At 72.0% G+C, this 25339-nt stretch carries 27 protein-coding genes; 9 read left to right on the plus strand and 18 right to left on the minus strand.

Going from position 1 to position 25339, the window contains the following annotated elements; translation table 11 throughout:
* Positions 1 to 4: 4 nt before the first annotated feature.
* The 3 genes from AOM46_RS21965 to AOM46_RS21975 all read right to left on the minus strand — a co-directional run bounded on the left by AOM46_RS21965 (position 5) and on the right by AOM46_RS21975 (position 1997).
* Positions 5 to 295, minus strand: a complete 291-nt coding sequence (locus tag AOM46_RS21965; RefSeq protein WP_370592754.1) for an acyl carrier protein — start codon at positions 293 to 295, stop codon at positions 5 to 7.
* A 191-nt stretch (positions 296 to 486) separates the two neighbouring features.
* Positions 487 to 1251, minus strand: coding sequence for an IclR family transcriptional regulator (locus AOM46_RS21970; protein ID WP_062214290.1), 765 nt, complete (start codon positions 1249 to 1251; stop codon positions 487 to 489).
* A complete protein-coding gene (locus AOM46_RS21975) occupies positions 1248 to 1997 on the minus strand; it encodes a thioesterase II family protein (protein WP_062214291.1) in 750 nt (249 codons plus the stop codon). Before AOM46_RS21975 ends, AOM46_RS21970 begins: the two co-directional genes overlap by 4 nt.
* Positions 1998 to 3293: 1296 nt before the next feature.
* Between AOM46_RS21975 and AOM46_RS34155 the strand changes: the two genes are divergently transcribed.
* The 3 genes from AOM46_RS34155 to AOM46_RS21990 all read left to right on the plus strand — a co-directional run bounded on the left by AOM46_RS34155 (position 3294) and on the right by AOM46_RS21990 (position 6124).
* Entirely contained in the window at positions 3294 to 4031 is a 738-nt protein-coding gene (locus tag AOM46_RS34155; RefSeq protein WP_062214292.1) for a hypothetical protein, read from the plus strand.
* 34 nt (positions 4032 to 4065) lie between these two features.
* Entirely contained in the window at positions 4066 to 4875 is an 810-nt protein-coding gene (locus tag AOM46_RS21985) for a response regulator transcription factor (protein ID WP_062214293.1), read from the plus strand.
* 151 nt (positions 4876 to 5026) lie between these two features.
* Positions 5027 to 6124, plus strand: coding sequence for a polyprenyl synthetase family protein (locus AOM46_RS21990; protein WP_078857062.1), 1098 nt, complete (start codon positions 5027 to 5029; stop codon positions 6122 to 6124).
* A 6-nt stretch (positions 6125 to 6130) separates the two neighbouring features.
* On the opposite strand, the gene AOM46_RS21995 is transcribed toward AOM46_RS21990, so the two are convergent.
* The gene (locus tag AOM46_RS21995) at positions 6131 to 7525 is read right to left on the minus strand and encodes a class I SAM-dependent RNA methyltransferase (RefSeq protein ID WP_062214294.1); all 1395 of its coding nucleotides are present in this window, start codon (positions 7523 to 7525) and stop codon (positions 6131 to 6133) included.
* Between the two features lie 209 nt (positions 7526 to 7734).
* Between AOM46_RS21995 and AOM46_RS22000 the strand changes: the two genes are divergently transcribed.
* Both AOM46_RS22000 and AOM46_RS22005 read left to right on the plus strand, forming a co-directional pair.
* Entirely contained in the window at positions 7735 to 8397 is a 663-nt protein-coding gene (locus tag AOM46_RS22000; protein WP_062214295.1) for a TrkA family potassium uptake protein, read from the plus strand.
* Positions 8398 to 8434: 37 nt separating this feature from the next.
* The gene (locus tag AOM46_RS22005; RefSeq protein WP_062214296.1) at positions 8435 to 9121 is read left to right on the plus strand and encodes a TrkA family potassium uptake protein; all 687 of its coding nucleotides are present in this window, start codon (positions 8435 to 8437) and stop codon (positions 9119 to 9121) included.
* Here the strand turns inward: AOM46_RS22005 and AOM46_RS22010 are convergent.
* From AOM46_RS22010 to dut, 7 genes are all read right to left on the minus strand, one after another.
* Positions 9118 to 9894: a DUF3159 domain-containing protein gene (locus tag AOM46_RS22010; protein WP_234313902.1), complete on the minus strand. Its 777-nt coding sequence runs from the start codon at positions 9892 to 9894 to the stop codon at positions 9118 to 9120. The two genes, AOM46_RS22005 and AOM46_RS22010, sit on opposite strands and share 4 nt — an antisense overlap.
* 4 nt (positions 9895 to 9898) lie before the next feature.
* Positions 9899 to 10300: an OB-fold nucleic acid binding domain-containing protein gene (locus AOM46_RS22015; protein ID WP_067226443.1), complete on the minus strand. Its 402-nt coding sequence runs from the start codon at positions 10298 to 10300 to the stop codon at positions 9899 to 9901.
* A 30-nt stretch (positions 10301 to 10330) separates the two neighbouring features.
* Positions 10331 to 11011, minus strand: coding sequence for a response regulator (locus AOM46_RS22020; protein WP_062214298.1), 681 nt, complete (start codon positions 11009 to 11011; stop codon positions 10331 to 10333).
* The gene (locus AOM46_RS22025; RefSeq protein WP_062214299.1) at positions 10986 to 13556 is read right to left on the minus strand and encodes an ATP-binding protein; all 2571 of its coding nucleotides are present in this window, start codon (positions 13554 to 13556) and stop codon (positions 10986 to 10988) included. Before AOM46_RS22025 ends, AOM46_RS22020 begins: the two co-directional genes overlap by 26 nt.
* 77 nt (positions 13557 to 13633) lie before the next feature.
* On the minus strand, positions 13634 to 13939 hold the full coding sequence (locus AOM46_RS22030; RefSeq protein WP_062214300.1) for a DUF6343 family protein: 306 nt from the start codon (positions 13937 to 13939) through the stop codon (positions 13634 to 13636).
* Positions 13940 to 14149: 210 nt separating this feature from the next.
* Positions 14150 to 14914: a DUF3710 domain-containing protein gene (locus AOM46_RS22035; protein WP_062214301.1), complete on the minus strand. Its 765-nt coding sequence runs from the start codon at positions 14912 to 14914 to the stop codon at positions 14150 to 14152.
* Position 14915: 1 nt separating this feature from the next.
* Positions 14916 to 15425 (minus strand): dUTP diphosphatase, encoded by a 510-nt coding sequence (gene dut / locus AOM46_RS22040; protein WP_062214302.1) that lies wholly within the window; start codon positions 15423 to 15425, stop codon positions 14916 to 14918.
* A 210-nt stretch (positions 15426 to 15635) separates the two neighbouring features.
* Between dut and AOM46_RS22045 the strand changes: the two genes are divergently transcribed.
* Positions 15636 to 16088, plus strand: coding sequence for a DUF3093 domain-containing protein (locus tag AOM46_RS22045; protein ID WP_062214303.1), 453 nt, complete (start codon positions 15636 to 15638; stop codon positions 16086 to 16088).
* A 19-nt stretch (positions 16089 to 16107) separates the two neighbouring features.
* On the opposite strand, the gene AOM46_RS22050 is transcribed toward AOM46_RS22045, so the two are convergent.
* The 3 genes from AOM46_RS22050 to AOM46_RS22060 form a co-directional block, all read right to left on the minus strand.
* Complete coding sequence (locus AOM46_RS22050) at positions 16108 to 16407, minus strand: DUF4193 domain-containing protein (RefSeq protein ID WP_062214304.1); 300 nt, start codon at positions 16405 to 16407, stop codon at positions 16108 to 16110.
* A gap of 295 nt (positions 16408 to 16702) precedes the next feature.
* A complete protein-coding gene (locus AOM46_RS22055; RefSeq protein WP_062214305.1) occupies positions 16703 to 17998 on the minus strand; it encodes a cell wall metabolism sensor histidine kinase WalK in 1296 nt (431 codons plus the stop codon).
* 3 nt (positions 17999 to 18001) lie between these two features.
* Positions 18002 to 18655, minus strand: a complete 654-nt coding sequence (locus AOM46_RS22060) for a response regulator transcription factor (protein ID WP_062214306.1) — start codon at positions 18653 to 18655, stop codon at positions 18002 to 18004.
* A gap of 291 nt (positions 18656 to 18946) precedes the next feature.
* Between AOM46_RS22060 and AOM46_RS34765 the strand changes: the two genes are divergently transcribed.
* Entirely contained in the window at positions 18947 to 19108 is a 162-nt protein-coding gene (locus tag AOM46_RS34765; protein ID WP_199824036.1) for a hypothetical protein, read from the plus strand.
* Positions 19109 to 19198: 90 nt separating this feature from the next.
* Here AOM46_RS34765 and AOM46_RS22065 read toward each other — a convergent pair whose 3' ends face one another.
* From AOM46_RS22065 to AOM46_RS22075, 3 genes are read right to left on the minus strand one after another with little or no spacing between them, the layout of a single operon-like run.
* The gene (locus tag AOM46_RS22065; RefSeq protein ID WP_234313903.1) at positions 19199 to 20026 is read right to left on the minus strand and encodes an inositol monophosphatase family protein; all 828 of its coding nucleotides are present in this window, start codon (positions 20024 to 20026) and stop codon (positions 19199 to 19201) included.
* 55 nt (positions 20027 to 20081) lie between these two features.
* Positions 20082 to 21209, minus strand: coding sequence for a ferrochelatase (locus AOM46_RS22070; RefSeq protein WP_062214307.1), 1128 nt, complete (start codon positions 21207 to 21209; stop codon positions 20082 to 20084).
* Between the two features lie 16 nt (positions 21210 to 21225).
* Entirely contained in the window at positions 21226 to 22017 is a 792-nt protein-coding gene (locus AOM46_RS22075; protein ID WP_062214308.1) for a hypothetical protein, read from the minus strand.
* Between the two features lie 384 nt (positions 22018 to 22401).
* Here AOM46_RS22075 and sepH point away from each other — a divergent pair, with 384 nt between their 5' ends.
* Positions 22402 to 23460, plus strand: a complete 1059-nt coding sequence (gene sepH / locus AOM46_RS22080) for a septation protein SepH (RefSeq protein WP_062214309.1) — start codon at positions 22402 to 22404, stop codon at positions 23458 to 23460.
* 43 nt (positions 23461 to 23503) lie between these two features.
* Here the strand turns inward: sepH and AOM46_RS22085 are convergent, their stop codons facing one another.
* Positions 23504 to 24343, minus strand: coding sequence for a sulfurtransferase (locus AOM46_RS22085; protein WP_062214310.1), 840 nt, complete (start codon positions 24341 to 24343; stop codon positions 23504 to 23506).
* 84 nt (positions 24344 to 24427) lie between these two features.
* On the opposite strand from AOM46_RS22085, the gene AOM46_RS22090 reads away from it, so the two are divergent.
* A complete protein-coding gene (locus AOM46_RS22090; protein WP_062214311.1) occupies positions 24428 to 25213 on the plus strand; it encodes a VOC family protein in 786 nt (261 codons plus the stop codon).
* The last annotated feature ends 126 nt before the right edge of the window (positions 25214 to 25339 follow it).

Here is a 25339-nt window from a genome sequence, read left to right on the forward strand (position 1 = left end):
CGCCTTACCAGCCGGCGGACTCCGAAACGACCTCGTACACGCCCTTGAGGTGGACCATGCGCGGGAGTTCGGCCTGGTCGATCGTGATGCCGAATTCCTTTTCGAGACCGGCAAGGATCTCGATGGACCGGAGCGAGTCAGCCGAGTGGTCCTCCTTGAAGAGGCTGGTCTCGGTTACCTCTTCCTCCTCCAGCTCAAGAATGTCGAGGACGATCTCCTTGATCTTCTTTTCCCGCTCGTCACGCACGGAGGACACAATAAATACCTGCTCTCTCAAATCGAAGGCGCGTTTCATACGTTACCAGGAGACACGCTGCAAGTTTTTCTACGGCGCCTGGACGGCAAAGGCCAAGGGGGATTGCATAAAGCTGCCATTTTTCCCCCTGCCGAGCAGGATTGGATCCGTTTCGGCCGCTGTGTCAACACGGTCCTGCCAGAAAGCGGAAGTGGTGGAACCGCCGGCGGTCGACGCCCACCCGGCCCGCCTCAGGGCACGCTCGTCTCCCCGTGGTAGGAGCCGACCAACGCGTCGCCGATCCGCGCCGCCGCGTCGATGACCGCGCTCGTCAGCGCCCGGTCGGGATCGGCCGGCACCCTGGCGGCGGTTCCCGACACCACGACGGCGGCGACGACCCGTCCGCCGGCCGTCCGGCTCCACACCGGCGCGGCGACCGCCTGCGCGTCGGGAACCAGCGGATCGGGACCGTTCGCCCAGCCACGGCCGCGCACCCGGGCGAGCTGCGCGGCGGTGAACCTCGCACCGCGCAGCCCCTCGTACAGCTCGTCGGGTTCCTCCCAGGCGAGCAGCACCTGCGCGCCCGGGCCCGCCCGGACCGAGCGCGCCGTCCCCACCGGGACCGTCGACTCCCCGTCCGGGCCGCGTTCGGACGAGACCACACACACCTGGGCCTCGCCCCTGCGGCGGAAGAGCCTCGCGGCGAGGCCGGTGCGTTCGGCCAGTTCGTCGAGCACCGGCTCGGCGAGGCGCGGCAGCCGGCCACGGTGCGCCTCGACCACCAGGCTGCCGAGCCGTGGCCCGAGTACGAACCGGCCCGCCTCGTCCCTGGAGAACATCCCGAGACGTTCCAATGCCCGGGCGAGCCGGTGCGTGGTGGGACGGCTCAGCCCGCTGCGGGCGACCAGCTCCGAGAGGGTGACCGGGCGTTGCTCGACGACGCCGAGCAGGGCTGACGTCTTGTCCAGCACGCCGACCCCGCACTTCGGCGGCTGGGAGGTGGTGGCCGTGCTCACCGCCCCGGCACCAGACGGGCACGGATGTCCTCGACCAGCCGGTCCCGCTGGTCGAGGAGATAGAAGTGGTCGCCGGGAAAGCCCACCGCGTCGAAGCCCCGCGGGGCGAGGTCCGCCCATCGTCCGATGTCCGCCAGGTCCACCTCGGGGTCACCGTCGCCGACATACCCGACCACAGGGCACGGCAACGGCACCCCGGGCCTGGCCCGGTAGGCGCGGACGGCGGCGAAGTCCGCCTGGATCGCCGGGACCACGAGTTCCCGCAGGGCCGGATCGTCGAAGAGCGCGGCGTCGGTCCCGCCGAGCCGGCGGACCTCGGCGATGACGCCCTCCTCGTCCAGCTCCTCGGCGGACGGGGCGACGGTGTGCGGCGGCCGGCGTCCCGACACCATGAGCAGACTCGGCGCGATCCCGTGCCGCTCGCCCAGCCGCAGGGTCAGCTCGTAGCCGATCGAGGCCCCCATGCTGTGACCGAAGATCGCCAACGGCACGTCCGTCCGGGCGGCGACCACCTCGACGAGCGCGTCGGCCATCTCCTCGATGGTGCCGAGGAAGGGCTCGACGATGCGCTCCAGGCGACCGGGGTAGCGGGCCACCACCACTTCCACGTCGGGGCCGAAGGCGTTCCCCCAGGAGTGGAAGAAGCTGGCGGTCCCCCCGGCGTGCGGGAGGCAGAGCAGACGCAGCCGGGGCGTCCGGGCCGGCGCGTAGCGACGCAACCAGGGGCTCTGGGTTTCTACTGCCACGATGCTTCGGTCTCCTCGTTGGGATGAGGGCGCCCGGGGGAGGGCGGCCTCGGAACCACCTCGGCGTCCGGGGCGACCCGAAGGGTCGCGCCCACGCGACGCGCCGGCGGCGATCCGGCGGTGCGCGCCGGCCGGAGCCGCGCTCGGATCCGGGGGGCCGGTCCGGCGCGGCGAGAACGGGCCGCTCTTCCGGCGGGAACGCGCCACCGACGCGGACGACTTCCATGAGAGAGGAACGTCTTCTCGGCCCCCATGCAACTGCGGGCGCGGGACGCCCGGCAATGGCGCCTACAGGAAGCTGCCACCGCCGCCGCGTCGGAACGCGTGCCGGTGGCCCTTTTCGACCGACAGCATGACAAGAAGTGCCAAACCGATGAGAAGCACCCCGACCGCACCAGCCGGACGGGCGGCCGCCGGCCGTCGGGTTCGCCGCCCGCCGGGTCTTCATCTGCCGGCCGCCTCTCCGTCGGTTGCCGAGTAACGGAAATTTGCCGTCTTTCGCTCCCCTAAGGAGCCGGGAGGTACGACTTTGCGTAACGGTGATTCCGCTTTGCCCGATTCCGACCGTCGTCCGATCATTGCCTGTCCATCGGGATCAGGACGTCGCCCGGAAGGCGGGCGGTCATCGCAATTGGAAGCGCCCATGACACGCGGAGCCGCCAAGCGCCGAAGAAAAAACCAATGACCCCGCTAACGAGGACCAACAAGCATGTGGGGACGCGCCTTGAGGAATCGGGAGAGATCGGACCCACGGTTCCCCGCGGGGACTGTGTGACGGCCCACATGGTTAAACTTTCGCGAACTGCGGAACCGGCGACTCCGATTCCCGTTTTCCAACGGTACGCGAAGCCCTTTCACGGACAGAAGGGTACAGAACCCTCCGACCCCCCGTACGCGTTCGCAAATTACCGCACGTTTTCCATCAACCCCCGTGGCAACTTGCTGCCAAGTATGGAACCGAGGCAACCCTGATCTGGTCCGTTAGACTGACTTATCGTTGCAGCCGTAGGTCACGGCCGCCTCGGAGACCACGATGCCGAGCGACCACGGCAGCCGATAGGCGAACGCGACCACTTTGCAAAAGATTGAGCGATAAACAAAGCAACTGCCGCACGCTGAAAAGATGCCCTTGAGGTGCGATAAGGGCTCGACGGGGGAAGTCGCCCGCCACGTAGTCGCGGCATATTCACGCCTGGGGGGAACGTGACCAAACTGGCAATGCCCGTGGACTCCGCTATAAGAGTCTCCACCGCTTCCGTGTCGCACGCCGAGCCCGTCGCCGGGACACATGAGGCCGTGGACAGTGTGGAGAGGACGCTGCTTGAGGCATACGCGCTGGTGGACTCCATTGTCGCGACCCATCGGGCGGCCGAGAAACAACGCCCGGTGGTAATGGTGGGAGACGACTACGGTTCCGTTCACGACACCCTGACCAGGTTGATCGGAAGCGCCAAGTACGCCGTCAGCGTGATGCTGCCGCACAGCGGTGAACAGGCGGAATCCGTTCTCGCGGCGATTCGCGAGCGCGGCGCCGAACGCCCCGCCTCCGTGGTGCTGCGGCTGCTGTGCACACCGGAGGTGATCGACAGCACGGCCCTCAAGGACCAGGCCCAGCGCATCGACCGCTCCGAGGTGCGGGTCCTGGAAAAGGATGCTCATGCCGCGCTCATCATCGACGGCCGCGCGGCCCTCACCTGGTCGGCCCGCTCCTCGCTCGACGGGGCCGCCACCCTGGTGACCGACCTGGCCACGGCCAAGGCGCTGGACCTGCTCTTCGCCGGCGTATGGCGGACCGGACGACCGCTGGCGGAGTACCTGAGGACACGGGAGCGGCTGGACACCGAGATGACGCGACGCGTCCTGCTCTCCCTGCGGGCCGGGCACACCGACGCCGTGGCGGCGAGCGAGATGTCGGTGTCCCTGCGCACCTACCGACGGCACGTGGCGAAGATCATGCGGGACATGGGGGCGGACTCCAGATTCCAAGCCGGCGTCCGCAGCGTCGAGTTGGGGCTGCTACCGGTCCGACGCTGACGGCGCTCGACCACACGCGACGGGAGGTCGTGGGTTGAAGAGATCGAATGGGTCGGGTTCGGAACCACACCGTCCGTCGGGCACCGGGGGGGCCGAACGCGAACACACGCGGGACGAACTCAAGCAGGAACTGCTGGAGCTGCGCGCCCTCATCGAGTCCACCGTGGTCAAGCACCGCAAGCGGTTCTCCCAGAGCGCGCTGGTCAGGGAGCTGCCTCCGGAGGAGGTCCGCCCCACGATCGAGACACTGATCGGCGAGGCGACCAGCACCCTGGAGGTGGCGCTTGGCGGCGACGCCGGCTTCGCCAGAAGTGCCTACACCGCACTGCGGAGGGCCCTCGACGCGCGCGGCCACTCGCCGCACACCCGGCTGCTGTGCGGCGTCGCCTCGCTGGACGAGACCTTTGTGCGCGACGCCCTGACCACCGGCCACACGCTGGAGGTGCGCACCACCGAGATGCCGCCGCTGTCCACCGTCGTCCTCGACGGTTCGGCCGCCCTGGTGAGCGTGGACACCGCCGGCTCCCCGCGGGCCTCGCTCATCAGGGCCGAGACCCTGCTGCGGGCCGTCCGCACCCTCTACGACAACGTGTGGGGCTCCGCCACCGTCCTGACCAAGCGCATCCACTTCGGCGACCTGGCCAAGACCGACACCGTGCGGCGGGTGCTCCAGCGGCTGAGGGACGGGGTGACGGACGAGGTGGCGGCCCGCGAACTCGGCATGTCGGTCCGCACCTACCGCCGCTATGTCGCCGAGATCATGGCCCTGCTCGGCGCCGAATCGCGCTTCCAAGCCGGCGTCTACGCGGCGGAGTTGGGCCTGTTGCCCCCTCAGGAACGTTGACCCGGTGGGCCGGACGTCGATGGAAGGATGACAGCAACCAGCCAGCGTCGTTGCCCACCCCGACGCGGATGACCAGCATGGGACGGTTGCCGTCCCGTCCCCTTCCGGCCATCGGACGGCGGGACGGCGGCCTCTTCGAGTGGAGTAGTTCATGGCAGTGCACCAGTTCCGGCGCGACCCGCTGCGCTCCGACACCGTTCCGGTCCAGGACTGGCGGGTCGGCTCCCAGGCGGTGCTGCGGAAGCTCTACGGCGGTCCCCGCCGTCGACTCCGGCCCGCCGAACGGGAGGTGGAGCGGCGGCTGCACGCCGGACTCCAGGCCGTGGAGGAGGAGCTGCGCCTCGCCGTCTCCACCGACGTCGACCCCCGGATCGCCGAGCTGGCCAGCCACATAGCCGCCGCCGGCGGAAAGCGACTGCGCCCCCTGCTGGCCCTGATGGCCGCCGAGTTCGGCGATCCGACCCGCGACGGGGTGGTGCGCGCCGCCGCCGTCGTGGAGCTCGTCCATATCGCCTCCCTCTACCACGACGACGTGATGGACGGGACGGACACCCGGCGCGGCGTGCAGAGCGCCAACTCCCGCTGGGGCAACCCCCTCGCCGTGCTCGGTGGCGACTGGCTGCTGGCCCGCGCCGCGCAACTCGCCGCCGACCTCGGACAGCACGCCGTCCGCCACAACTCCCAGGCCGCCGTCCGGCTGGTCGAGGGACAGTTCCGCGAACTCCTCGGCCCCGCGCCGGACGAGGACCCGGTGGACCACTACTTCGAGGTCATCGCAGGCAAGACCGTCGAGCTGGTGGCCATGTCCCTCAGCATCGGCGCCACCCAGGCGGGGGCGCCGGCCGAGTACACGGAGGTGCTGAGCGAGTACGGCGCCAACCTGGGCGCGGCCTTCCAGATCTCCGACGATCTGATAGACCTCCTGTCGCCCTCCGGGGTGAGCGGCAAGGAGCAGGGCAGGGACCTCAGGATCGGCGTGCTCAGCCTCCCCGTGCTGCTGGCGCGCGCCGACAGCAGCCCGGAGGGAGCCGAGCTGCGGGCCCTCGTCGAACAGGGGCCGATCACCGACTCCAGGACCCACCGCAGCACCCTGAAGCTCTTCCGCGACTCCCCCGCCGTCGCCAGGAGCCGCACCCTGATGCACGAGCGGGTCGAACGGGCGCGCGCCGGACTCGCCTCGCTGCCGGACATCCCGGCCAGGACGGCCCTCGACGCGATGTGCGACTTCGTGACCGACCGGAGCTCCTGAACCCCGCTACGCGCGCTCGGCGTCGGTGGCCTCAGCGCCCCGACGGCGCTTCGCCACCGGCTCCAGAACGGCCACGCACTCCAGATGGTGGGTCATCGGGAAGAGGTCGAACGCCCGCAGAAAGCGCGGCACATAGCCGGCCTCGGCGAAGTGCCGCAGATCCCGGGCCAACGCCGCCGGATCGCAGGCGACATAGGCGATCCGCCGCGCCCCGAGACCCGCGACCCGACGCACCACAGCGCCGCCGGCGCCGGCCCTGGGCGGGTCGAGCACCACCAGGTCAGCCGCCGTGATCCCGGTCGCCGGGAGCACCTTGGCGACCGGACCGTGCTCCACCCGCACCCGCACCCGGGGATAGCCGGAGAGGTTGTGCTGGGCGTCCCGCACCGCGCGCTTCGACGCCTCGATGCCCACCACGGCGCCCCGCTCCCCCAGCCGCTGGGCCAGCGCGCCGGCGAACAGGCCGACGCCGCAGTAGAGGTCGAGCGCCGTCTCGCCCCGGCGCGGGATCAGGCCGCGCATCACCGCGTCCACCAGCACCTCGGCGGCCTGGGTGTGCCCCTGCCAGAAGCCGCCGCCGCCGACCCGCCAGGTGTGGTCGTCGGCCCGCTCCCGGACGAACGCCCGGCCGTGCACCCGGTGCACCGGCTGATCGCCGCCCCGCCCGTTCGCCGGCTCGGCCCGCATCACGGAGACCGGACGGTCCAACTCGACCAGCGGCAGCCGCCGTTCGGGGCGCGGGGTGAGCACCACAAGGCGGTCGTGCGAGCCGGTCGCGGCCACCGCGTCGATCGAGGCCATGCCCGGCCACTCCCGCCGCTCGATGCCCAGCTCGGTGACGCCCTCGGCCGCGATCAGACAGCGGTCGACCGGCTCCACCTCGTGCGAACGATGCCGCCGCAGCCCCGCCCTGCCCTGTTCGTCCACCGCGTAGCTCACCCGGGTGCGCCAGGCCGGCACCTCGCCGGCCGGCACCTTGTCGCCGGGGGCCGGCTCCACCGTGCCGTCCCAGCCGGCCTGTTCGGGCGTGAGCCCGGCCAGCTGGGCCAGCTGCTCGGCCAGCACCTCGCCCTTGAGCCGCCGCTGCCCACCCGGCTTCACATGCTGCCAGTCGCAGCCGCCACAGCGCCCGGGACCGGAGAACGGGCAGGGCGCCGGCACCCGGTCCCTGGCCGCTTCGAACACCTCGACGGCGTCGGCGCGCAGATAACGGGAGTCCTCCCGGCCCTCCGTCACCCGGGCCAGCACCCGCTCCCCCGGCAGGGTGTGCCGGACGAACAGCACCCGCCCCTCCGGGGTCCTGGCCACGCAGTGCCCCCCGTGGGCCACCGGGCCGACCTCGACCTCGTACTCCTGGCCGACCAGGGAGGCCGCCTTGTTGGACGCGGGTTCGGTGGCCATGGCAGTGCGGCTCCAGAAGGTCGGCGCTGGTCTGCGGGACGGGCTCGCCCGGAACGGGGCCCGACGGGTCGGTGCGAACGCCCGGGTAATCGGGCGGCGACGGACCAGTCTACGGCCGCTCGTGACAGGCTTACGCCCACCGGGCCCGACGCCCGTTCGAAAGCGACGGGGAGAGGCGGCCGGTAGCGTGGTGAGCGCGGAGGAGAGCAATGCACATCGTGATCATGGGCTGCGGCCGGGTCGGCGCGACCCTGGCGCACGGGCTGGAGGAACGGGGGCATTCGGTCGCCGTGATCGACAAGGACCCCACGGCGTTCCGCCGCCTCGGCTCCGGGTTCGAGGGGCGCCGGGTGACCGGGCTCGGCTTCGACCGGGACACCCTGGTGGAGGCGGGCCTCCCCGAGGCCGGCGCCTTCGCGGCGGTCAGCAGCGGCGACAACTCCAACATCATCGCCGCCCGGGTGGCACGCGAGGTCTTCGGCGTCCGCCATGTGACCGCCAGGATCTACGACTCCCGCCGGGCCGAGGTCTACGAACGCTTCGGCATCCCCACGGTGGCCACCGTGCGCTGGACCGCCGACCAGATGGTCCGCCGGCTGCTGCCGGCCGGCGCCGAGCCGCTGTGGCGCGACCCGAGCGGCGAGGTGCAGCTCTCCGAGGTGACGCTGGCCCCGTCCTGGATCGGGCACGAGCTGCGCCGCTTCCAGGAGACCACCGGGGTCAGGGTGGCGTTTGTGACCCGGCTGGGCGAGGCCACCCTGCCGACCGCCGGCATGGTGCTCCAGGAGGGCGATCTGGTGCATGTGCTGATGTACCGCGACCGGATCGCCGAGGTGGAGGCCGCCTGCGTCCGGGGGCCCGAACCGCGATGACCGAACAGCTCACCGACACACTTTGGGAGGCCCCCGCATGCGGGTGGTGATCGCGGGAGCCGGCGCGGTGGGGCGCTCGGTGGCGACCGAACTGCTGGAGAACGGGCACGAGGTGCTGCTGATCGACCGGGACCCGGTGGCGGTCTCCGTGGAACGCGTGCCGGAGGCCGAATGGCTGCTGGCCGACGCGTGCGAGATCGCCACCCTCGACGAGGCCGCGCTGGAACGCTGTCAGGTGGTGATCGCCGCCAGCGGCGACGACAAGGCCAACCTGGTGGTCTCGCTGCTGGCCAAGACGGAGTACGGGGTGCCCCGGGTGGTCGCCCGGGTCAACCACCCGGCCAACGAGTGGCTGTTCAACGACTCCTGGGGCGTCGACGTGGCGGTCTCGACGCCCCGGCTGATGTCCGCGCTGGTCGAGGAGGCGGTGAGCGTCGGGGACCTGGTGCGGCTGATGCGCTTCAGCCAGGGCGACGCCAACCTGGTGGAACTGACCCTGGCCGAGGGCGCGACGCTGGTCGGCACCCGGGTGGGCGAGGTGGCCTGGCCACAGGACACCGCGCTGGTGACCATCATCAGGGGCAGCCGGGTCCTGATCCCGGACCCGGACGACGCGCTGGCCGCCGGCGACGAACTGCTCTTCGTCGCCACCGGCAGCCGGGAGGCCGAGCTGGAGACCCTGCTGACCGAGCCCCACCCCCAGGGCCCGGGGGAACGGCGTTAGGAGGGTGCGTCGGAGCCCCGGCCCGGCAGCGGGTCGACCGTGCCGACGGCCGGCTGCTTCGCCGCCTCCTTGGCGGCCTTCTCCGCCGCCTCCTTGGCTTCCTCCCTGGCCTCCCACTCGGCGATCACATCGATCGGCGCCGGCGCCTTCACCAGGATGATCCAGGTGAAGTAGACCGCCACCAGAAACGGCGGAATGCCCAACGCGACGCGCAGCCAGCCGAGTTGGGTGGCGTCCCCCCAGAAGTAGATCGGGAAGGTGATGGCCGACTTCGCCAGCAGGATCCCGCCCCAGACATAGCTGGACTTCACATAGGCCCGCTTACGGCCCGGGTTGCGGGTGCGCCAGGACAGGTTCTCCCGGAAGATCGGGCCGAGCAGCAGCCCCAGCAGCGGCCAGCCGACGGCCGCGCTGAGCAGGTAGGCGACGCTCAGACAGAGCGTGTAGACCATGCCGGGGAGATAGAAGTTCTTGGCGTCGCCCGAGATCATCGCGAACGCCGCGCCGAAGGCCACCCCGAAGACACCGCTGAGGGCGTGCTTGACGCTGTCCCGCCGCAGCAGCCTGGCCAGCGCCATCAGCGCCGACAGGCTGACCGCGCCGATGGCCGCCGGGTTGATCTCCCGGGTGATGGTGAAGATCAACACGAACACCAGACCTGGCACCGTGGTCTCCACCATCCCGCGCACCCCGCCGAAGGCGGCGAAGAACGCCTCCCTGGTGGCGGCCTCGTCCGGTGTCCGGTCGGCGGTCTGACTGTCAGGTGAGGTCACCCGGCTACTCCTGTCCACGGGGTTGCAGCTGGTATCGGGGATTGAACAGCACCGGCTTGCCGCCTGTCACGGTGATCCGCCCGGAGGCGACCATCGAGCGGCCCGGCTCGACCCCGGCTATCGCGCCCCGGCCCAGCCACACCACGTCGAGACAGGCACTGCCGTCGTCCAGCCGCGCCTCAAGGGCCGGCATCCCGGCCACGGTCCGCTCCCGCACCTCACGCAGCGTGCCGGTGACCCGCACCACGGGGCGGCCGGCCGACGCCGAGGCGCAGTCCCCTATCCGGGTGCACGGCGCCGCGGCCGGCTCGGCCGCCAGATCCTCCCCGGGCCCGCCCGTCCCCGAACGACCCAGCAGACGCCTCAGACGCCCACCGCGCTTCCCGGCGCGGCCTTCCGCAGTCATGCCTTCAGCGTAACGTGGCCCCGCGCCGCCTCACGGCTCGAAGCGGTATCCCATCCCCGGTTCGGTGATCAGATGCCGGGGATGCGACGGATCGGCCTCCAGCTTGCGCCGCAGCTGCGCCATGTAGACCCGCAGGTAGTTGGTCTCCGTGAGATGGGTCGGCCCCCACACCTCCAGCAGCAGCTGCTTGTGGCTCACCAGCTTGCCGGTGCCCCGGATCAGCACCTCGAGGAGATGCCACTCGGTCGGGGTCAACCGCACGTCGCGGCCCGCCCGGTGGACCTTCTTGGCCGCCAGGTCGACGGTGAAGCCGACCGTCTCCACCACCGGCTCCTCCTCCGCCTGGACCGGATCGGAGCGGCGCACCGCGGCACGCAGCCGCGCCAGCAGCTCGTCCATCCCGAACGGCTTGGTGACGAAGTCGTCGGCGCCCGCGTCCAGTGCCTTGACCTTCTCCTCCGAGGTCTGCCGGGCGGACAGCACGATGATCGGCACCCGGGTCCAGCCCCGGACGCGGGTGATCACCTGCACCCCGTCCATATCGGGCAGGCCCAGGTCCAGAATGATCACGTCCGGGTGGTTGGCCGCCGCGACCCGCAGCGCGGTGGAACCGTCGGCCGCCGTGTCCACCTGGTAGCCGCGCGCCTTGAGGTTGATCACCAGAGCGCGGAGAATCTGCGGCTCGTCATCGACCACGAGCACCCGGTGCATGGGCTGTCGTTCCTTCCGGTTCAGCCGCCGCGGCAGTCGCGGTCGGCAGGGTGAGCACCATGGTCAGCCCGCCGCCCGGGGTGTCCTCGGCGTCCAGCGTTCCGTGCATGGCCTCGGTGAAACCACGGGCGACGGCCAGGCCGAGGCCGACGCCGTTGCCGCGGGGGGTGTCCCCGTGCCGCTGGAACGGCTCGAAGATCCGGCCCCGATGGCTGGCCGGCACCCCGGGGCCACGGTCCACCACCCGCAGCTCCACGCGGTTACCCAAAGTGCTCCCGCTCACCAGCACCGGCTTGTCCGCCGGGCTGTACTTCACGGCGTTCTCCACCACGTTGGCCACCACCCGCTCCAGCAGCCCGGGGTCGGCGGCGGCGAACGGCAGCGACTCCGGTATGTCCAGCAGCACGCTGTCCTCGGCGATCCCGCGCAGCGCGCCGGGCACCACCTCGTCCAGGTCGATCTCCCGTATCAGCGGCCGCACGGTGCCGGTCTGCAGCCGTGACATGTCCAGCAGATTGCCCACCAGCTGGTCCAGCCGGTCGGCGCCCTCCTCGATGCTCTCCAGCAGATCCGCCTCGTCCTCGGGCGACCAGGCCACATCGTCGGAGCGCAGCGACGAGACGCTGGCCTTGATCGCCGCCAGCGGGGTCCGCAGATCGTGTGAGACGGCCGCCAGCAGCGCGGTGCGGATGCGGTTGCCCTCGGCCAGCTTGTGGGCCCGCACCGCCTCGTCCTTGAGCCGCTGTCGGTCCAGGATGGACGCGGCCTGCGCGGCGAAGGCGCCCAGCATCCTGCGGTCCTCCGCCGGCAGCACCCGCCCGGAGAGCGCCAGCATGGTGTGATCGCCGATCGGCACATCCACATCCGCGTCCTTGGGCGTCTGCGGCGCCCTGACGTCCGCCCTGGCCGAGACGCTGCCCACACAGCTCCAACGACGGTCGGCGATATCGCGTTCCAACAGCGCCGCCGCGTCCATCCCGAAGGTCTCCCTGGCCCGCTCCAGCAGCGCCGCCAGGGTGTCGTCACCGCGCAGCACGCTGCCGGCGAGCAGGGTCAGCGTCTCCGACTCCGCGCGCAGCCTGGCCGCCTGGTGGGTGCGGCGGGCCGACCGGTCCACCACGGTGGCCACCGCGGTCGCTATGGCGAAGAAGACCACGATGGCGACGATGCTGTGGCCCTCGGCGATGGTCCACTCCCGCACCGGACTGGCGAAGTAGTAGTTCAACAGCAGCGAACCGACCGCCGCCGACACGAGCCCCGGGTAGAAACCGCCGGTCAGCGCGGCCAGCACCGTGAAGGACAGGCACAGCAGCACATCGCTGGAGAACTCGGCCCCGGCCTCGGGCGAGTCCAGCAGCATCGCCAGCAGCACCGGGCCGCCGAGCCCGATCAGCCAGCCGCTGATCGTCCGGGCCCGCCCCAGCCGCGCCCCGTGCGCGGCCGGCAGTCCACGGCCCTTCGCCACCTCGTCATGGGTGACGATATGCACGTCGATGTCCGATCCCGACTCGCGCGCCACCGTGGCGCCCACGCCCGGTCCGAAGACGTACTGCCAGGACTTGCGGCGGCTGGAGCCCAGCACGATCTGGTTGGCGTTGGCGGCCCGCGCGAAGTCCAGCAGCGCGCTGGGCACATCGTCGCCGATCACATGGTGGAAGGTGCCGCCCAGCTGCTCGACCAGGGTCCGCTGGGCGGCCAGCTCACGCGGCGAGGCCGAGGTGAGCCCGCCGGAGCGGGCGATATAGACGGCCAGGATCTCGGCGCCCGAGCTCTTGGCCGCCATCCGCGCCGCCCGGCGCAGCAGCGTACTGCCCTCGGGACCACCGGTCAGGCCCACCACGATCCGCTCCCTGGCGTGCCAGGTCGACCGTATGCCGTGCTCGGTGCGGTAGCGGCGCAGATAGCCGTCCACCCGGTCGGCCGTCCACAGCAGCGCCAGCTCGCGCAGCGCGGTGAGGTTCCCCGGGCGGAAGTAGTGCGAGAGCGCCGCGTCCACCTTGTGCGGCGGATAGATGTTGCCGTGCGCCAACCGGCGGCGCAGCGCCTCGGGCGCCATGTCCACCAGCTCGATCTGGTCGGCGCCGCGCACCACCTCGTCGGGCACGGTCTCCCGCTGCCGCACCCCGGTGATGGACCGCACCACGTCGCAGAGGGACTCCAGGTCCTGGATGTTGACGGTGGAGATCACGTCGATCCCCGCGGCCAGCAGCTCGTCGATGTCCTGCCAGCGCTTCTCGTTGCGCACCCCGGGGGCGTTGGTGTGGGCCAGCTCGTCGACCAGCGCCACGGCCGGGCGGCGGCGCAGCACGGCCTCGGTGTCCATTTCGGACGAGGGCCCGTCGGGGCCCTCCACCCGCAGTCGGGGCACCTCTTCGATGCCGTCGACCAGCTCGGCGGTGCGCGGCCGGTCGTGGTGCTCGACGACCGCGATCACCAGGTCGGTGCCGCGTGCCACGCGGCGATGCGCCTCGGAGAGCATGGCGTAGGTCTTGCCCACCCCCGGGGCCGCTCCAAGGTAGATCCGTAGTTCACCGCGGCGTGCCATGGTCCCCATTGTCGTCGCTCGGCGCCGAACCCCCGTCGCGTGGCCCGGCGGCGTCCCCGGGGCACGCGGTGCGGAGCCTAGAGCCGCGAGCGGGGTGGAGGCGAATCGGCGGCCCGCTCCCTCGCCTGCCTCCTGCGGCGCAGCACCACCAGCAGGTCGACCACGGCGAACGCGGCGGCGAACGCGCAGATCAGCGTGATCACCCGCAACGCGTCGGGGCCGACCGCGTCGCCCTGCTCGGAGCGCGACCACCAGATGCCGAACACCACGGTGCCGGCCAGGAACAGCGGCGTGAAGATGGCGGAAAGCAGCAGCCGGAGCCGCAGCGCGCTGAGCGCCGTGGTCGGTTCGGTGCCGGTGCGGGCGTGCCGTCCTCTGCTCATCGGGCCTCCAGGCGGGATGAGCCGAGTACCCGGCGGTCCGGCCCGGCACACACACCGGCCGGGCCGGCCGAAGGGCCGACCCGGCGTCGTCACCCCTCCGAGGGCCCGAGGCGCGTCGTGCGGATCCGCACAGGCCCGCGGCTCCCCCGGGAAACCCGCGGGGGCCCGGGGAAGCCACTCGCCGATCCACGAAGATCCGAGCGACAGGACCTAGCGGACCTCGGAGATCTCCGGGCCGCGCCGCAGCTTGTCGAGGCCGCCCGCGAACCGGGACACCGGGGCCGCGTCGTCCGGCGCCGCCTGCTCCTTCTTGACGCCGTCCGGCACCATCTGGGCGTCCTCGGGCAGCTTGAGGACGATCGGGTCACGGGGGGCCATCGGCCCGTCGCCACGGACCACGACCGTGTCCTGGAAGATCTGCTCCAGCAGTCCGGCCGCCTGCGGCTGCACCGCGCCCTGCCCGGAGATCACCCCGCGCAGGAACCAGCGGGGGCCGTCCACGCCGACAAACCGCACGACCTGGGTACCTTGCTTGCCGTCGGGCAGCTTCACGGGCACCCTGGCCCGCAGCTCCCAGCCCAGCGGCCCCTCGATCTCCTCGATCACGCCACCCTGTTGGGTGATTCCGGCGCCGATCTCCTCGCGGACCTCGGCCCAGATGCCCTCCCGCCGGGGGGCGGCGAACGCCTGGAGCTGCACGGCGCTGTCCTTGAGGACCACGGTGGCGGCGACGATCGCGTCCCCCGCGACCTCGACCCGCAGCTCCATGCCCTGGACGCCCGGCACGAAGAGGCCGCCGAGATCGACCCGGCCCTCGGCCGGCTTGGAGACCTCACTCACGTCCCAGGGCCCGTCGGGGCGGGGGGCCGGCTCCAGCTTGACCCGGCGCACCTCGTCCTCGTCCGGAGTCTCGTCGGCGGTCGCTTCGACCGCTTCCTCGGGCTCCGCGTCTCGCTTGCGACGACGTCCGAACACGTCACTGTCCTTTCCGGTCGGCAGTCCCGCCGGGACCAACCGCAGCATAGGAGTTCCCGGCGTCGGCGTGACCCCCCGTGGAGCCGAAGCCCCCGGTGGCCCGCGCCGATCCCGGCAGCTCCGCGACCTCGTGAAACCGCACCGTCGCCACGCGCTGGACGACCAGCTGGGCGATGCGGTCGAAACGCTGGAACCGCACGCTCTCCCGCGGGTCCAGATTGATCACAATGACCTTGATCTCCCCACGGTACCCGGCGTCGATGGTGCCCGGCGCGTTCACCATCGCCACCCCGCACCGGGCGGCGAGCCCGGAGCGCGGGTGTACGAAGGCCGCGTACCCGTCGGGGAGGGCGATGGAAACCCCTGTCGCCAGCACCGCGCGCTCGCCGGGCGCCAGCTCGGCCGGCTCGGTGGTGACCAGATCGACCCCGGCGTCGCCCGGGTGCGCCCTGGCGGGCAGGGGCACCTCGGGATCGACCCGCCGGATCAGCACGTCGAGGGGACCGCTCATCGGGCCACCCCCGCTCGGCGACCGGTCGGGACGGCCGGCCGGCGAGCCGACCGAAGGACAGCCGGGGGAAGGGCAACGCCCCACCGGGACAACGAAATCGGACGCCTCGGGCCCGGGGCCGAGGTCCGCGACAGGGTCAGGACCGCACTCACGATGGAGACCCTACCGCCGCTGGCCGGGCGTGGGGGCGAGCCTGCGATGCTTGGGCCTATGAAGGCGTATGACGAGCGACTGACCGTGCCCCGATCCTGGTGGCTGATGGCCCTGCTGGGGGTTCTGCTGCTGGGCGTGGCGCTGGTTCCGCTGGGCCCGGTGCCGCTGCTGGCCGGGATGGCGGGTGGGGGCGCGCTGGCGGGGATGGCGCTGAGCACCTACGGCTCGGCCAGGATTCGGGTGACGGCCGGCTCGTTGGTCGCTGGTGACGCCCGCATCCCGACGAGCGCGCTGGGTGAGGCCCGGGCGCTCAACGCCGACGAGGCGCGCGCCTGGCGCACCCACCGAGCGGATGCCCGGGCTCATATGTTGCTGCGGGCGTACATTCCCACGGCGGTCCGGGTCGAGGTGTCCGATCCCGAGGATCCCACTCCCTACCTCTACCTCTCGACCCGTCGGCCCGAACGGCTCACCGCCGCACTGGCCGCTGCCCGCCCGGACACGAACTAGTCGTCGGTCCGGGCGGCACTCACGCCGCGCAGTCGCGGCAGATCGGCTGACCGTCCTTCTCGTCGGCCAGCTGCGACCTGTGGTGGACCAGGAAGCAGCTCATGCAGGTGAACTCGTCGGCCTGACGAGGCAGCACCCGGACCGACAGTTCCTCGTTGGACAGGTCGGCCCCTGGCAGCTCCAGGCCCTCCGCCTGCTCGAACTCGTCCACATCGACCGTGGACGCCGACTTGTCGTTCCGTCGGGCCTTCAGCTCCTCGATGCTGTCCTCGTTGACATCATCGTCGGTCTTACGTGGAGTGTCGTAGTCGGTTGCCATTTCGTTCTCCCCCTCCGGGTGTCTGTGATGTCTCAGCGCACGTAACGCGCGGGGGGTCGGAATTTGTGCCCGACCCGAGGCGGAGATTTTGCCTCACATCAAGTGCTGTTACTCAATCGACACCCAACCGAACGCCTGAAGAGGTGATCATTCCGGCTGTCGATCGCGCCGCGAACCGACCAAAAGGCCCGTCCCGGCCAGTGGGCGCACGCCTAGGGACGCGCGCGTATGCGATTGATCACATCTCCTTCTTTCCCGTCCCCGGGCTTGCTCAGACCGGACCTCGGACCGGACCTCAGACCGGAATGGTGACGCGCATCACGAGGCCACCGCCCTCGCGCGGCACCGCCTGGACGTAGCCCCCGTGGGCCCGCGCCACGGATCTCACGATGGACAGCCCGAGACCGACGCCCTTGTCGCTGCCCGTGCGCTCGGTGCGTAGCCGCCGAAAAGGCTCGAACATGTTATCGATCTCGTAGGCGGGCACCACAGGACCCGTATTCTCCACCACCAGCACCGCCTGTCCTGACCTGGCCTCCGTGTCGACCCGCACCCAGCCGTCGGACGGCTCGTTGTAGCGGATCGCGTTCTGCACCAGGTTGAGCGCGATCCGCTCCAGCAGCACGCCGTTGCCCTGGACCCAGACCGGATGATCCCGGGTGCCCAGCAGCCGAACGCCTCGGGAGTGTGCCTCGCCCCGGCTCTGCTCCACCGCGCGCGCCGCCACCTCGGCCAGATCCACCGGCTTGTGGTCGATGATCTCGTTCTCGCTGCGGGCCAGCAGCAGCAGACCCTCCACCAGCTGCTCACTGCGCTCGTTGGTGGCCAGCAGGGTGTTCCCCAGCTGGATCACCTCGGGGGAGGCGTCCGGATCGGAGAGCTGCACCTCCAGCAGCGTGCGGTTGATCGCCAGCGGGGTGCGCAGCTCGTGGGAGGCGTTGGCGACGAACCGCTGTTGCGCGGTGAACGCGCGATCGAGCCGGTCCAGCATCTCGTCGAAGGTGTCGGCCAGCTCCTTGAACTCGTCGTCCGGCCCGTCCAGCTCGATGCGGCGGTGCAGATCCGAGCCGGCGACCTGACGCGCCGTGCGGGTGATCCGGCCCAGCGGCGAGAGCACCCGACCCGCCATCACATAGCCGAAGGCGAACGCCGCGACCGCGAGACCCAGCAGTGCGAGCAGCGAGCTGCGCAGCAGCTGGTCGAGCGCGATGGAGCGCTGCAGATCGGAGCAGCCCTCCAGCCAGCTCTGGAACTCGGCGGCCGTGACCCGCCCGGTGATCCCCTCGCAGACGTCCGAGGTGATGGTGACCTCGGTGTTGGTGGTGAACTCGAACGGCGGTTTGCTGCCGTTGTGCAGGGCGCGGGCCGCCAGCAGATAGATGATCGTCAGCAGCACCACGCCGGCGATCAGGAACATCCCGCCGTAGAGCAGGGTGAGCCGGATCCGGATGGTGGGCCGGAACCAGCTGCGCTGCTGGTCGACCTCGCCCGGCTCCCACTGCGGCTTGGGCGGGGCACTGATCCGGGGCGGCGGCCGGTGACCCGGCGGGTTGGGGGGCTTCGGGGGGAAACGCGGCGGGAAGGCGGTCATGGCTCAGATCCGGTACCCGGCGCCCGGCACCGTGGTGATCACCGGCGGATCGCCCAGCTTGCGGCGGAGCGTCATCACCGTGACCCGCACGACGTTGGTGAACGGGTCGGTGTTCTCGTCCCAGGCCTTCTCCAGCAGCTGCTCGGCGGAGACCACCGCGCCCTCGCCCCGCATCAGCACCTCAAGCACGGCGAACTCCTTGGGGGCCAGCTGGATCGCCCTGCCGCCCCTGGAGACCTCGCGGCGGTTGGGATCCAGCGTGATCCCGGCCCGTTCGAGCACCGGCGGCAGCGGGGCCGTGGCCCGCCGGCCCAGCGCCCGCACCCGGGCGATCAGCTCGGTGAAGGCGAACGGCTTGGGCAGATAGTCGTCGGCGCCGATCTCAAGACCCTCGACCCGGTCGCTGACATCGCCCGAGGCGGTCAGCATCAGCACCCGGGTGGGCAGGCCGCTGGCCACGATGTACCGGCAGACGTCGTCGCCGTGCAGCAGGGGGAGATCGCGATCCAGCACCACCACGTCGTAGTCGTTGAGATCGATGCGCTCGGTGGCGGCGGCGCCGTCGTACACCACATCCACGGCCATCGCCTGCCGCCGCAGGCCGGTGGCCACGGCGTCGGCGAGCAACTGCTCGTCCTCCACGACGAGTACGCGCACGTCCGGTCCTTCTCTCTGGATCCTGGCACGACCTCGTTGACCGCGCCCGATCCATCCTGCCCGCAACCCGCGTAAGCCGGTGGTAAACGGCATGGACGGGCTCCGCCATCAGGGATTTCGCGGCCGGTGATGTTTCCGGCGTTCGCGGGTAGGGGAGTACCAGTCGTACACCCCGTGACCACCCCTCAAGGGCGGCAAGCCACCCCGCGCTGCCGACCCGAGTGGGCCCGCCGTGGTCGCACCCACCTCGGCACCCCCCAGTGCCGCCGATCGAAGACGAGGGGGCGCACCTTGGACGCGTTCACCGCTGGAATTCTGCAGCGTATCGAGAACACTCAGTCCGATCTGCACCGCGCTCGCGCAGCCGGAGATCTGTTCACCATGGATGTGGAGCAGTCGGAGCTGGACGACCTGCGCCGACTGGCAGAGGAGCATGGCGTCCGGGTCGGCTGAGGGACGGCCATCCGACGCGTGAGACGGCGGGGCGCCCCGGAGGAATCTCCCGGGCGCCCCGCCGTCCGTCGTGTCGGCCCGTGGCCGGCTTCAGTCGTGCCAGGCCCCCAGCTCGTCGAGCAGCGGCTGGAGCTCCCGGAACACCCCGGGGCTGGCCGCCACCGTCAGATCGCCGTCCGGCGGGCCGCCGACCCGCCCGCCGGTCGACGCGCCGCCCTCACGGGCGATCAGATCGCCGGCCGCCAGGTCCCAGGGCATCAGGCCCCGCTCGTAGTAGCCGTCCAGCCGGCCCCCGGCCACGTCCGCCAGGTCGATGGCGGCCGATCCCGAGCGGCGGATGTCCCGCAGCCGGGGGATCAGCCGCGCGGCCAGCGCGGCCTGCGCGGCACGCACGGTCGCCACGTAGTTGAAGCCGGTGCCGATCAGCGCCTGGTCGAGCGGTGGGCTCGGCCGCACCGTCATGGGCTGCGGCAGCCCGGCGCCGGTGGTCCGCACCGCGCCGCCGCCGAGCGTGGCGTGGTAGGTCTCGCCCCGCATGGGCGCGGCCACCACGCCGACGACGACCCGGCCGTCCAGCTCGGCGGCGATCGAGACCGCCCACTGCGGCAGCCCGTAGAGGTAGTTGACCGTGCCGTCCAGCGGGTCGATGATCCAGCGGACCCGGCTGCTGCCCGCGCTCGCCCCGCTCTCCTCGCCGAGGACGGCGTCGTCGGGGCGGTGCTCGGCGAGAAAGCCGGTGATCAGGTTCTCGGCCGCGACATCCATCTCGGTGACGATGTCGATCGGGCTCGACTTGGTCGCCGCGACCCCCAGATCGGCGGGGCGGCCGTCGCGCAGCAGGGTGCCGGCCCTGGCCGCCGCCTCCTTGGCCAGCTCAAGCAGCTGGGCCACCAGCACGGCGTCGGGTTGCTCGGACACGGGTTCTCCTCGGACGAAACGTCAGGGCGGTAGGGCGGGCGAACGGGCGGCCCGCTCAGGCGAACGGGCTGTCGGCGCCGGCCGCCGCCGGCTTGGCGACCCGGCCGGCGCAGCAGCCGGACGGGCACAGATCGTGGCTGGGGCCACGTCCGCCCAGCGCGGGCCGGTCGGGCGCCTGGCCGCGCTCGGTGGCCGCGCGCTCCAGCACCAGCTCCCGCAGCGCGGTGACAAAGCGCGGGTGGGCGCCGACGGTGGCCGACCTGACGGCGGCGATGCCCAGCTTCTCGGCGGTGTCCAGCGCCTCCGTGTCGAGGTCGAAGCGGACCTCCATATGGTCGGAGACAAAGCCGAGCGGCACCAGCACCACCGAGGTCATGCCCTCGTCGCGCAGCTCCCGCAACCGGTCGTTGACATCGGGCTCCAGCCAGGGGATCCGGGGCGAGCCGCTGCGCGACTGGTAGACCAGCTCCCAGTCGCGCTCGACGCCGGTCTCCTCGCGCAGCCGTTCGGCGATCACCCGGGCCGCGTCCAGGTGCTGCGCCACATAGGCACCGCCGGGCCCGTGTTCGAGTGGCGGTCCGGAGAACTCGGCGGCCGAGTCCGGGATGGAGTGCGTGCAGAACAGCAGTCCGGCGCCGTCCCGCGCGGTGGCCGGCAGCTGCTCCAGGGCCTGGCGCACGCCCTCCACCATGGTCTCCAGAAAACCAGGATGGTTGTAGTACAGCCGGAGCTTGTCCACCCGGGGCAGCGGCAGTCCCTCCTCGCGCAGGGTCCCGAGCGCCGCCGCCAGGTCCTCCCGGTACTGGCGGCAGCCGGAGTAGGAGGCGTAGGCGCTGGTGGCCAGGACGAGCACCCGGCGCCGACCGTCCCCGGTCATCTCCCGCAGGGTGTCGGTGAGATACGGGGACCAGTTGCGGTTGCCCCAGTACACCGGCAGGTCCAGGCCGTGCGCGGCGAAGTCCTCGCGCAGCGCGGCCAGCAGCGCGCGGTTCTGCTCGTTGATCGGGCTGACGCCGCCGAACAGGTGATAGTGGGCGCCGACCTCGGCGAGACGTTCCCTGGGGATGCCCCGGCCCCTGGTGACGTTCTCCAGGAACGGCAGGACGTCGTCCGGGCCCTCGGGGCCGCCGAAGGAGAGCAGCAGCAGGGCGTCATAGGGCTGGGCAGTGAGCACACCTTCCATGCCCGCGATCCTGCCACTAGCCGGTCGGCGGTTCGGCGGCGCCATCCCCGGTCGGGCCGGTCGGGGCCGGGGGCGCGGAGGGGGCCGGCGCCTCGGGTTCGGTGGGTTCGGTGGGTTCGGTCGACTCGGGCTCCGTCGGTTCGGCGTCCGGGGTCGACGGGGTGCTCGGGGTGGTGCCGGGCGTCTCGGGGTCGGTCGGCCGGGACGACTCGGGCGCGGCGGGCTCCGTCTCCCCATCCGTCGGCCGGTCCTGCTCCTGCTCCTGCTCGGCGTCCTCCGTTCCGGTCCCGGTCCCGGCCGGCTCGGTCCCGCCGTCCCCCTGGCCTGCGTCCCGGTCGTCGCGGCCGAACAGCTCGCCGACCGAGGTGCCGCCGCCCCGGTCGTCCCCCCACCAGCCGGCGAAGGAGGATCCCGAGGCCAGCTCGATCCCGGTGATCGTGGCCATGGCGAGCGCGAAGACGCCGAGGGCCGCCGCCAGCCGGCGCCTCGGCCGGCCGGGACGCCGGCGCGGCGGGTTCGGCCGCGCCGTGGCGGGCGCCGGGGCCGTGGCGGGCGCCGGCCGTCGGCGGTCCAGCAGGTGCTGGGCGACGGGCCCGCCCGCGGTGGCGACCACGCTGATCAGCCCGGCGCCGATCACCGTCCCGTAGACCCCGAGCCCGGAGGCCAGCAGCGCTCCCGTGACGGTCGCCGCCGCGCTGGCCACCACCTGGGCCCAGGTCAGCTCGATGCGCGGACGCCGGGTCGGCTCCCGGCCGGCTCCGCTGCCCGGAGCCGGCTCGTCCGCGTTCTTTACCTTCGCTTCGACCATTCGCCTCAACCTGCACACTCTTCACACTGGACCCACGTGAATGACCCAGGAAGAGGGCAGAAAGTTCCGAATTCGGGGGTTCTGTGAGACTTACCACCCGGGACGGCACCGGATCGGTTCGTCAACTCCCTTACGGGTGGAGAACTTCGACCGCGTGACGCCACCCCACATGGCCCTAATGGAGTAGTGTGACCACACCTGGTCTCGGCTCCATCCGCTCCGTGCGGCGCACCACGCTCGCGCCGGTCACCGCACGTGGCAAAGTGGCGACTGTGCCATAACATCGGTGTCAGGCCACGGCCCGACACGCCGGGCAAGTCGGCAAGGTTGTGGCAGGCTGCGCCCGGGCAAGTCACACTCGTCTGGCAGGAAGCAGCGACGTAGGTGACGTCGGCAGGCACCACCCGGGAGGTCCTCGTGCCCGAACTGCGTGTCGTGGCCGTGAGCAATGACGGCACACGCTTGGTGTTGAAGGCTGCCGACAACACGGAATACACCCTTCCGATCGACGAGCGGCTTCGCGCCGCCGTGCGCAACGACCGCGCTCGGCTCGGCCAGATCGAGATCGAGGTGGAGAACCACCTCCGCCCCAGAGACATCCAGGCGCGGATACGAGCCGGCGCGACGGCCGAGGAGGTCGCCCAGTTCGCCGGCATCCCGGTGGACCGGGTGCGCAGGTTCGAGGGTCCGGTGCTCGCCGAGCGCGCGTTCATGGCGGAGCGGGCCCGCAAGACGGCCCTGCGCCGCCCCGGCGAGACGGCCGGGCCGCAGCTGGGCGAGGCGGTCGCCGAGCGGCTGATGCTGCGCGGCGCGGACAAGGACGCCGTCCGCTGGGACTCCTGGCGCCGCGACGACGGCACCTGGGAGGTCCTGCTGGTCTACCGGGTCGCCGGCGAGACGCACTCGGCGAGCTGGATGTACGACCCGCCGCGCCGTCTGGTGCAGGCCGTGGACGACGAGGCCAGGTCGCTGCTGGGCGAGACGGACGACACGCCCGAGCCGAGCACGCCGTTCGTCCCGCGCATCGCCCGGCTCCCCCGGGAGAGCGAGCGCCCGCACGGCCGGAGCAGCCCCGAGCCCGCCCCCCGGGTGGACAACGACACGGACTCGCTGACCAGCCTGCTGGAGGCGGTGCCCAGCTTCCGCGGCGATCTGGTGGTGCCCGAGTCGCCGGCCCCCGCGGCCGGCGTCGAGGACGAGCCGGAGGTGCCGGCGGCGAGTGAGGAGAGCCCGGCGGCCAGGGGCCAGGCCGCTTCGGCCGGCGGCGCCGGCTCCACCTACGCCGATGTCCTGATGCCGCGTTCGGTCGGCGGCCACCGGGACCGGCTGACCGGCACCACCGACCGGCAGGCCGAGGCCGACGGGGTGCGGCCGGGGCGCCGCGCCGCGGTGCCGAGTTGGGACGAGATCGTCTTCGGCACCCGCCGCAAGAAGAAGGACTGAGCGGGGCCGGCGGGGCTGTGTCCGGCCCCGCCGGCCCTGACGGTCAGCCCGGCTCGGGGCCCGTGGCGACGGGCCGGCCCGTCCCGGCGGTCCACTCGCTCCAGGAGCCCGGGTAGAGCGCCGCCCGGACGCCGGCCACCTCAAGGGCCAACACCTGGTGGGCCGCCGACACCCCCGAACCGCAGTAGACCCCCACCTCGGTGCCCGGCGCCGCGCCCAAGGCCGCAAAGCGGTCGGCGAGTTCGGCGGCGGGCCGCAGCAGGCCGTCGGGCGCCACGTTCTCCGTTGTCGGCGCCGAGACCGCGCCGGGGATGTGCCCGGCCACGGGGTCGAGCGGCTCCACCTCGCCCCGGTAGCGCTCCCCCGCCCTGGCGTCCAGCAGCAGTCCCTCCCTGGCCAGCCGGGCCGCGCCGGCCGCGTCGAGCACCGGGAGACCGCCGGGCGTCGGCACGAAGTCCCCCTCGGCCGGCTGCGGTTCCTCGGTGCTCAGCGGGCCCGTCCAGGCGTCCAGACCGCCGTCCAGCACCCGCACCACGGGATGCCCGGCCCAACGCAGCAGCCACCAGGCCCGCGCCGCCGCCCAACCGTCCCCGGCGTCGTAGACCACCACCGGACGGCCCAGGGACACGCCGGCGCGGCGCATGGCCGCGCCGAAGATCTCCAGGTCCGGCAGCGGGTGCCGGCCGGCGTCGCCCGGCGGTCCCGCCAACTCCGTCGGCAGGTCGACATAGACCGCGCCCGGCAGGTGTCCCGCCGCGTACAGCGGGCGGCCGGGCGGGCCGCCCAGGCGCCAGCGGACGTCGAGCAGCACGGGCCGTTCGGACGGCGGGGTTCCGGGGGCGGTGGCGGCGGCGAGTTCCGCTGCCGGGATGATCGCAGTCATGGCCCCATTGTCCCCGCGGGCGGGGGAGACTTGTTCGGAGCACCAGGGGGCAGGGGTGCGGATGGGTATCGAGGAGGGAGCAGGATGACCGAGGCAGCGAGTCCCCCGACGTCCGGGACGCACCGCTGGGTAAGTCTGATGGTCCGTGACCTGACGACGGCTCAGCGGTTCTATGGGGAGCTGTTCGGCTGGGAGTTCGACGCGGGCCCGACCCAACTGGGTCCGTATGTGAGAGCGCTGCGCGACGGCCACCCGGTGGCCGGGATCGGCGAGTCGGCGGCGGGGGCGCAGCAGGTGGTCGCCTGGCTGCCGTACATCGCCACCCGCGATGTCGACGCCACCGCCGGTCGGATCCGCGAGTGCGGGGGCACGGTCGCGGTGGGTCCGATCGAGGTGGAGCAGGTGGGGCGGCTGGCCATCGCCTCGGATGTGAACGGCGCCGCGTTCGGCCTCTGGCAGGGCGGACCGCGCCGTAGCGCGCCGTTCTACGGGCCGACCGGCACGCCGGAGTGGAACGAGCTGATCACCGCCGACACCTCGGTGGTGAGCAAGTTCTACAGCGTGGTCCTCGGCTACGAGGCGGCGCCGGAGCCGGCGCAGCCGGAGGAGCTCGACTATCTGACACTCCGGTTGGACGGCCGGCCGGTGGCGAGCATCCGGGGCGTGGGAGCGGCGGCATTGCCGCAGGACCGGGGTCCGCACTGGATCACGTACTTCTCCGTGCCGGATGTCGACGAGGGGCTCAAGGCGGTGGAGCGGCTGGGCGGCCGGGTGTTGGGCGAGCCCGAGGTCTCGCCGTTCGGCCGATGGGCCAAGGTGGCCGACCCCGAGGGCGGGAACTTCGCCATCGTCCGCCCGCCGGGCCGCTGAGCCGCGGAACAGCTGAGTCGGCGCGGGACGGGGCCTGTCTTCTGGATCCTCGTGGGCCAGCGAGCGGCTTCCCTCAGCCAGGCGGCCCGGGGGAGCCGCTCCCTCGGGCCGGCGGAGGCTCGGGAG

Source organism: Streptomyces sp. NBRC 109706 (genome assembly GCF_000974485.1).
In the GTDB taxonomy this organism is placed as follows: Bacteria; Actinomycetota; Actinomycetes; order Streptomycetales; family Streptomycetaceae; genus Streptomyces.

Coding starts and splice junctions, on each gene's coding strand:
- AOM46_RS21965 (WP_370592754.1), bottom strand. CDS start 295: ATGAAACGCGCCTTCGATTTGAGAGAGCAGGTATTTATTGTGTCCTCC.
- AOM46_RS21990 (WP_078857062.1), top strand. CDS start 5,027: ATGGCAGTGCACCAGTTCCGGCGCGACCCGCTGCGCTCCGACACCGTT.
- AOM46_RS21995 (WP_062214294.1), bottom strand. CDS start 7,525: ATGGCCACCGAACCCGCGTCCAACAAGGCGGCCTCCCTGGTCGGCCAG.
- AOM46_RS22000 (WP_062214295.1), top strand. CDS start 7,735: ATGCACATCGTGATCATGGGCTGCGGCCGGGTCGGCGCGACCCTGGCG.
- AOM46_RS22005 (WP_062214296.1), top strand. CDS start 8,435: ATGCGGGTGGTGATCGCGGGAGCCGGCGCGGTGGGGCGCTCGGTGGCG.
- AOM46_RS22015 (WP_067226443.1), bottom strand. CDS start 10,300: ATGACTGCGGAAGGCCGCGCCGGGAAGCGCGGTGGGCGTCTGAGGCGT.
- AOM46_RS22020 (WP_062214298.1), bottom strand. CDS start 11,011: ATGCACCGGGTGCTCGTGGTCGATGACGAGCCGCAGATTCTCCGCGCT.
- AOM46_RS22025 (WP_062214299.1), bottom strand. CDS start 13,556: ATGGCACGCCGCGGTGAACTACGGATCTACCTTGGAGCGGCCCCGGGG.
- AOM46_RS22030 (WP_062214300.1), bottom strand. CDS start 13,939: ATGAGCAGAGGACGGCACGCCCGCACCGGCACCGAACCGACCACGGCG.
- dut (WP_062214302.1), bottom strand. CDS start 15,425: ATGAGCGGTCCCCTCGACGTGCTGATCCGGCGGGTCGATCCCGAGGTG.
- AOM46_RS22045 (WP_062214303.1), top strand. CDS start 15,636: ATGAAGGCGTATGACGAGCGACTGACCGTGCCCCGATCCTGGTGGCTG.
- AOM46_RS22050 (WP_062214304.1), bottom strand. CDS start 16,407: ATGGCAACCGACTACGACACTCCACGTAAGACCGACGATGATGTCAAC.
- AOM46_RS22055 (WP_062214305.1), bottom strand. CDS start 17,998: ATGACCGCCTTCCCGCCGCGTTTCCCCCCGAAGCCCCCCAACCCGCCG.
- AOM46_RS22070 (WP_062214307.1), bottom strand. CDS start 21,209: ATGGAAGGTGTGCTCACTGCCCAGCCCTATGACGCCCTGCTGCTGCTC.
- AOM46_RS22075 (WP_062214308.1), bottom strand. CDS start 22,017: ATGGTCGAAGCGAAGGTAAAGAACGCGGACGAGCCGGCTCCGGGCAGC.
- AOM46_RS22085 (WP_062214310.1), bottom strand. CDS start 24,343: ATGACTGCGATCATCCCGGCAGCGGAACTCGCCGCCGCCACCGCCCCC.
- AOM46_RS22090 (WP_062214311.1), top strand. CDS start 24,428: ATGACCGAGGCAGCGAGTCCCCCGACGTCCGGGACGCACCGCTGGGTA.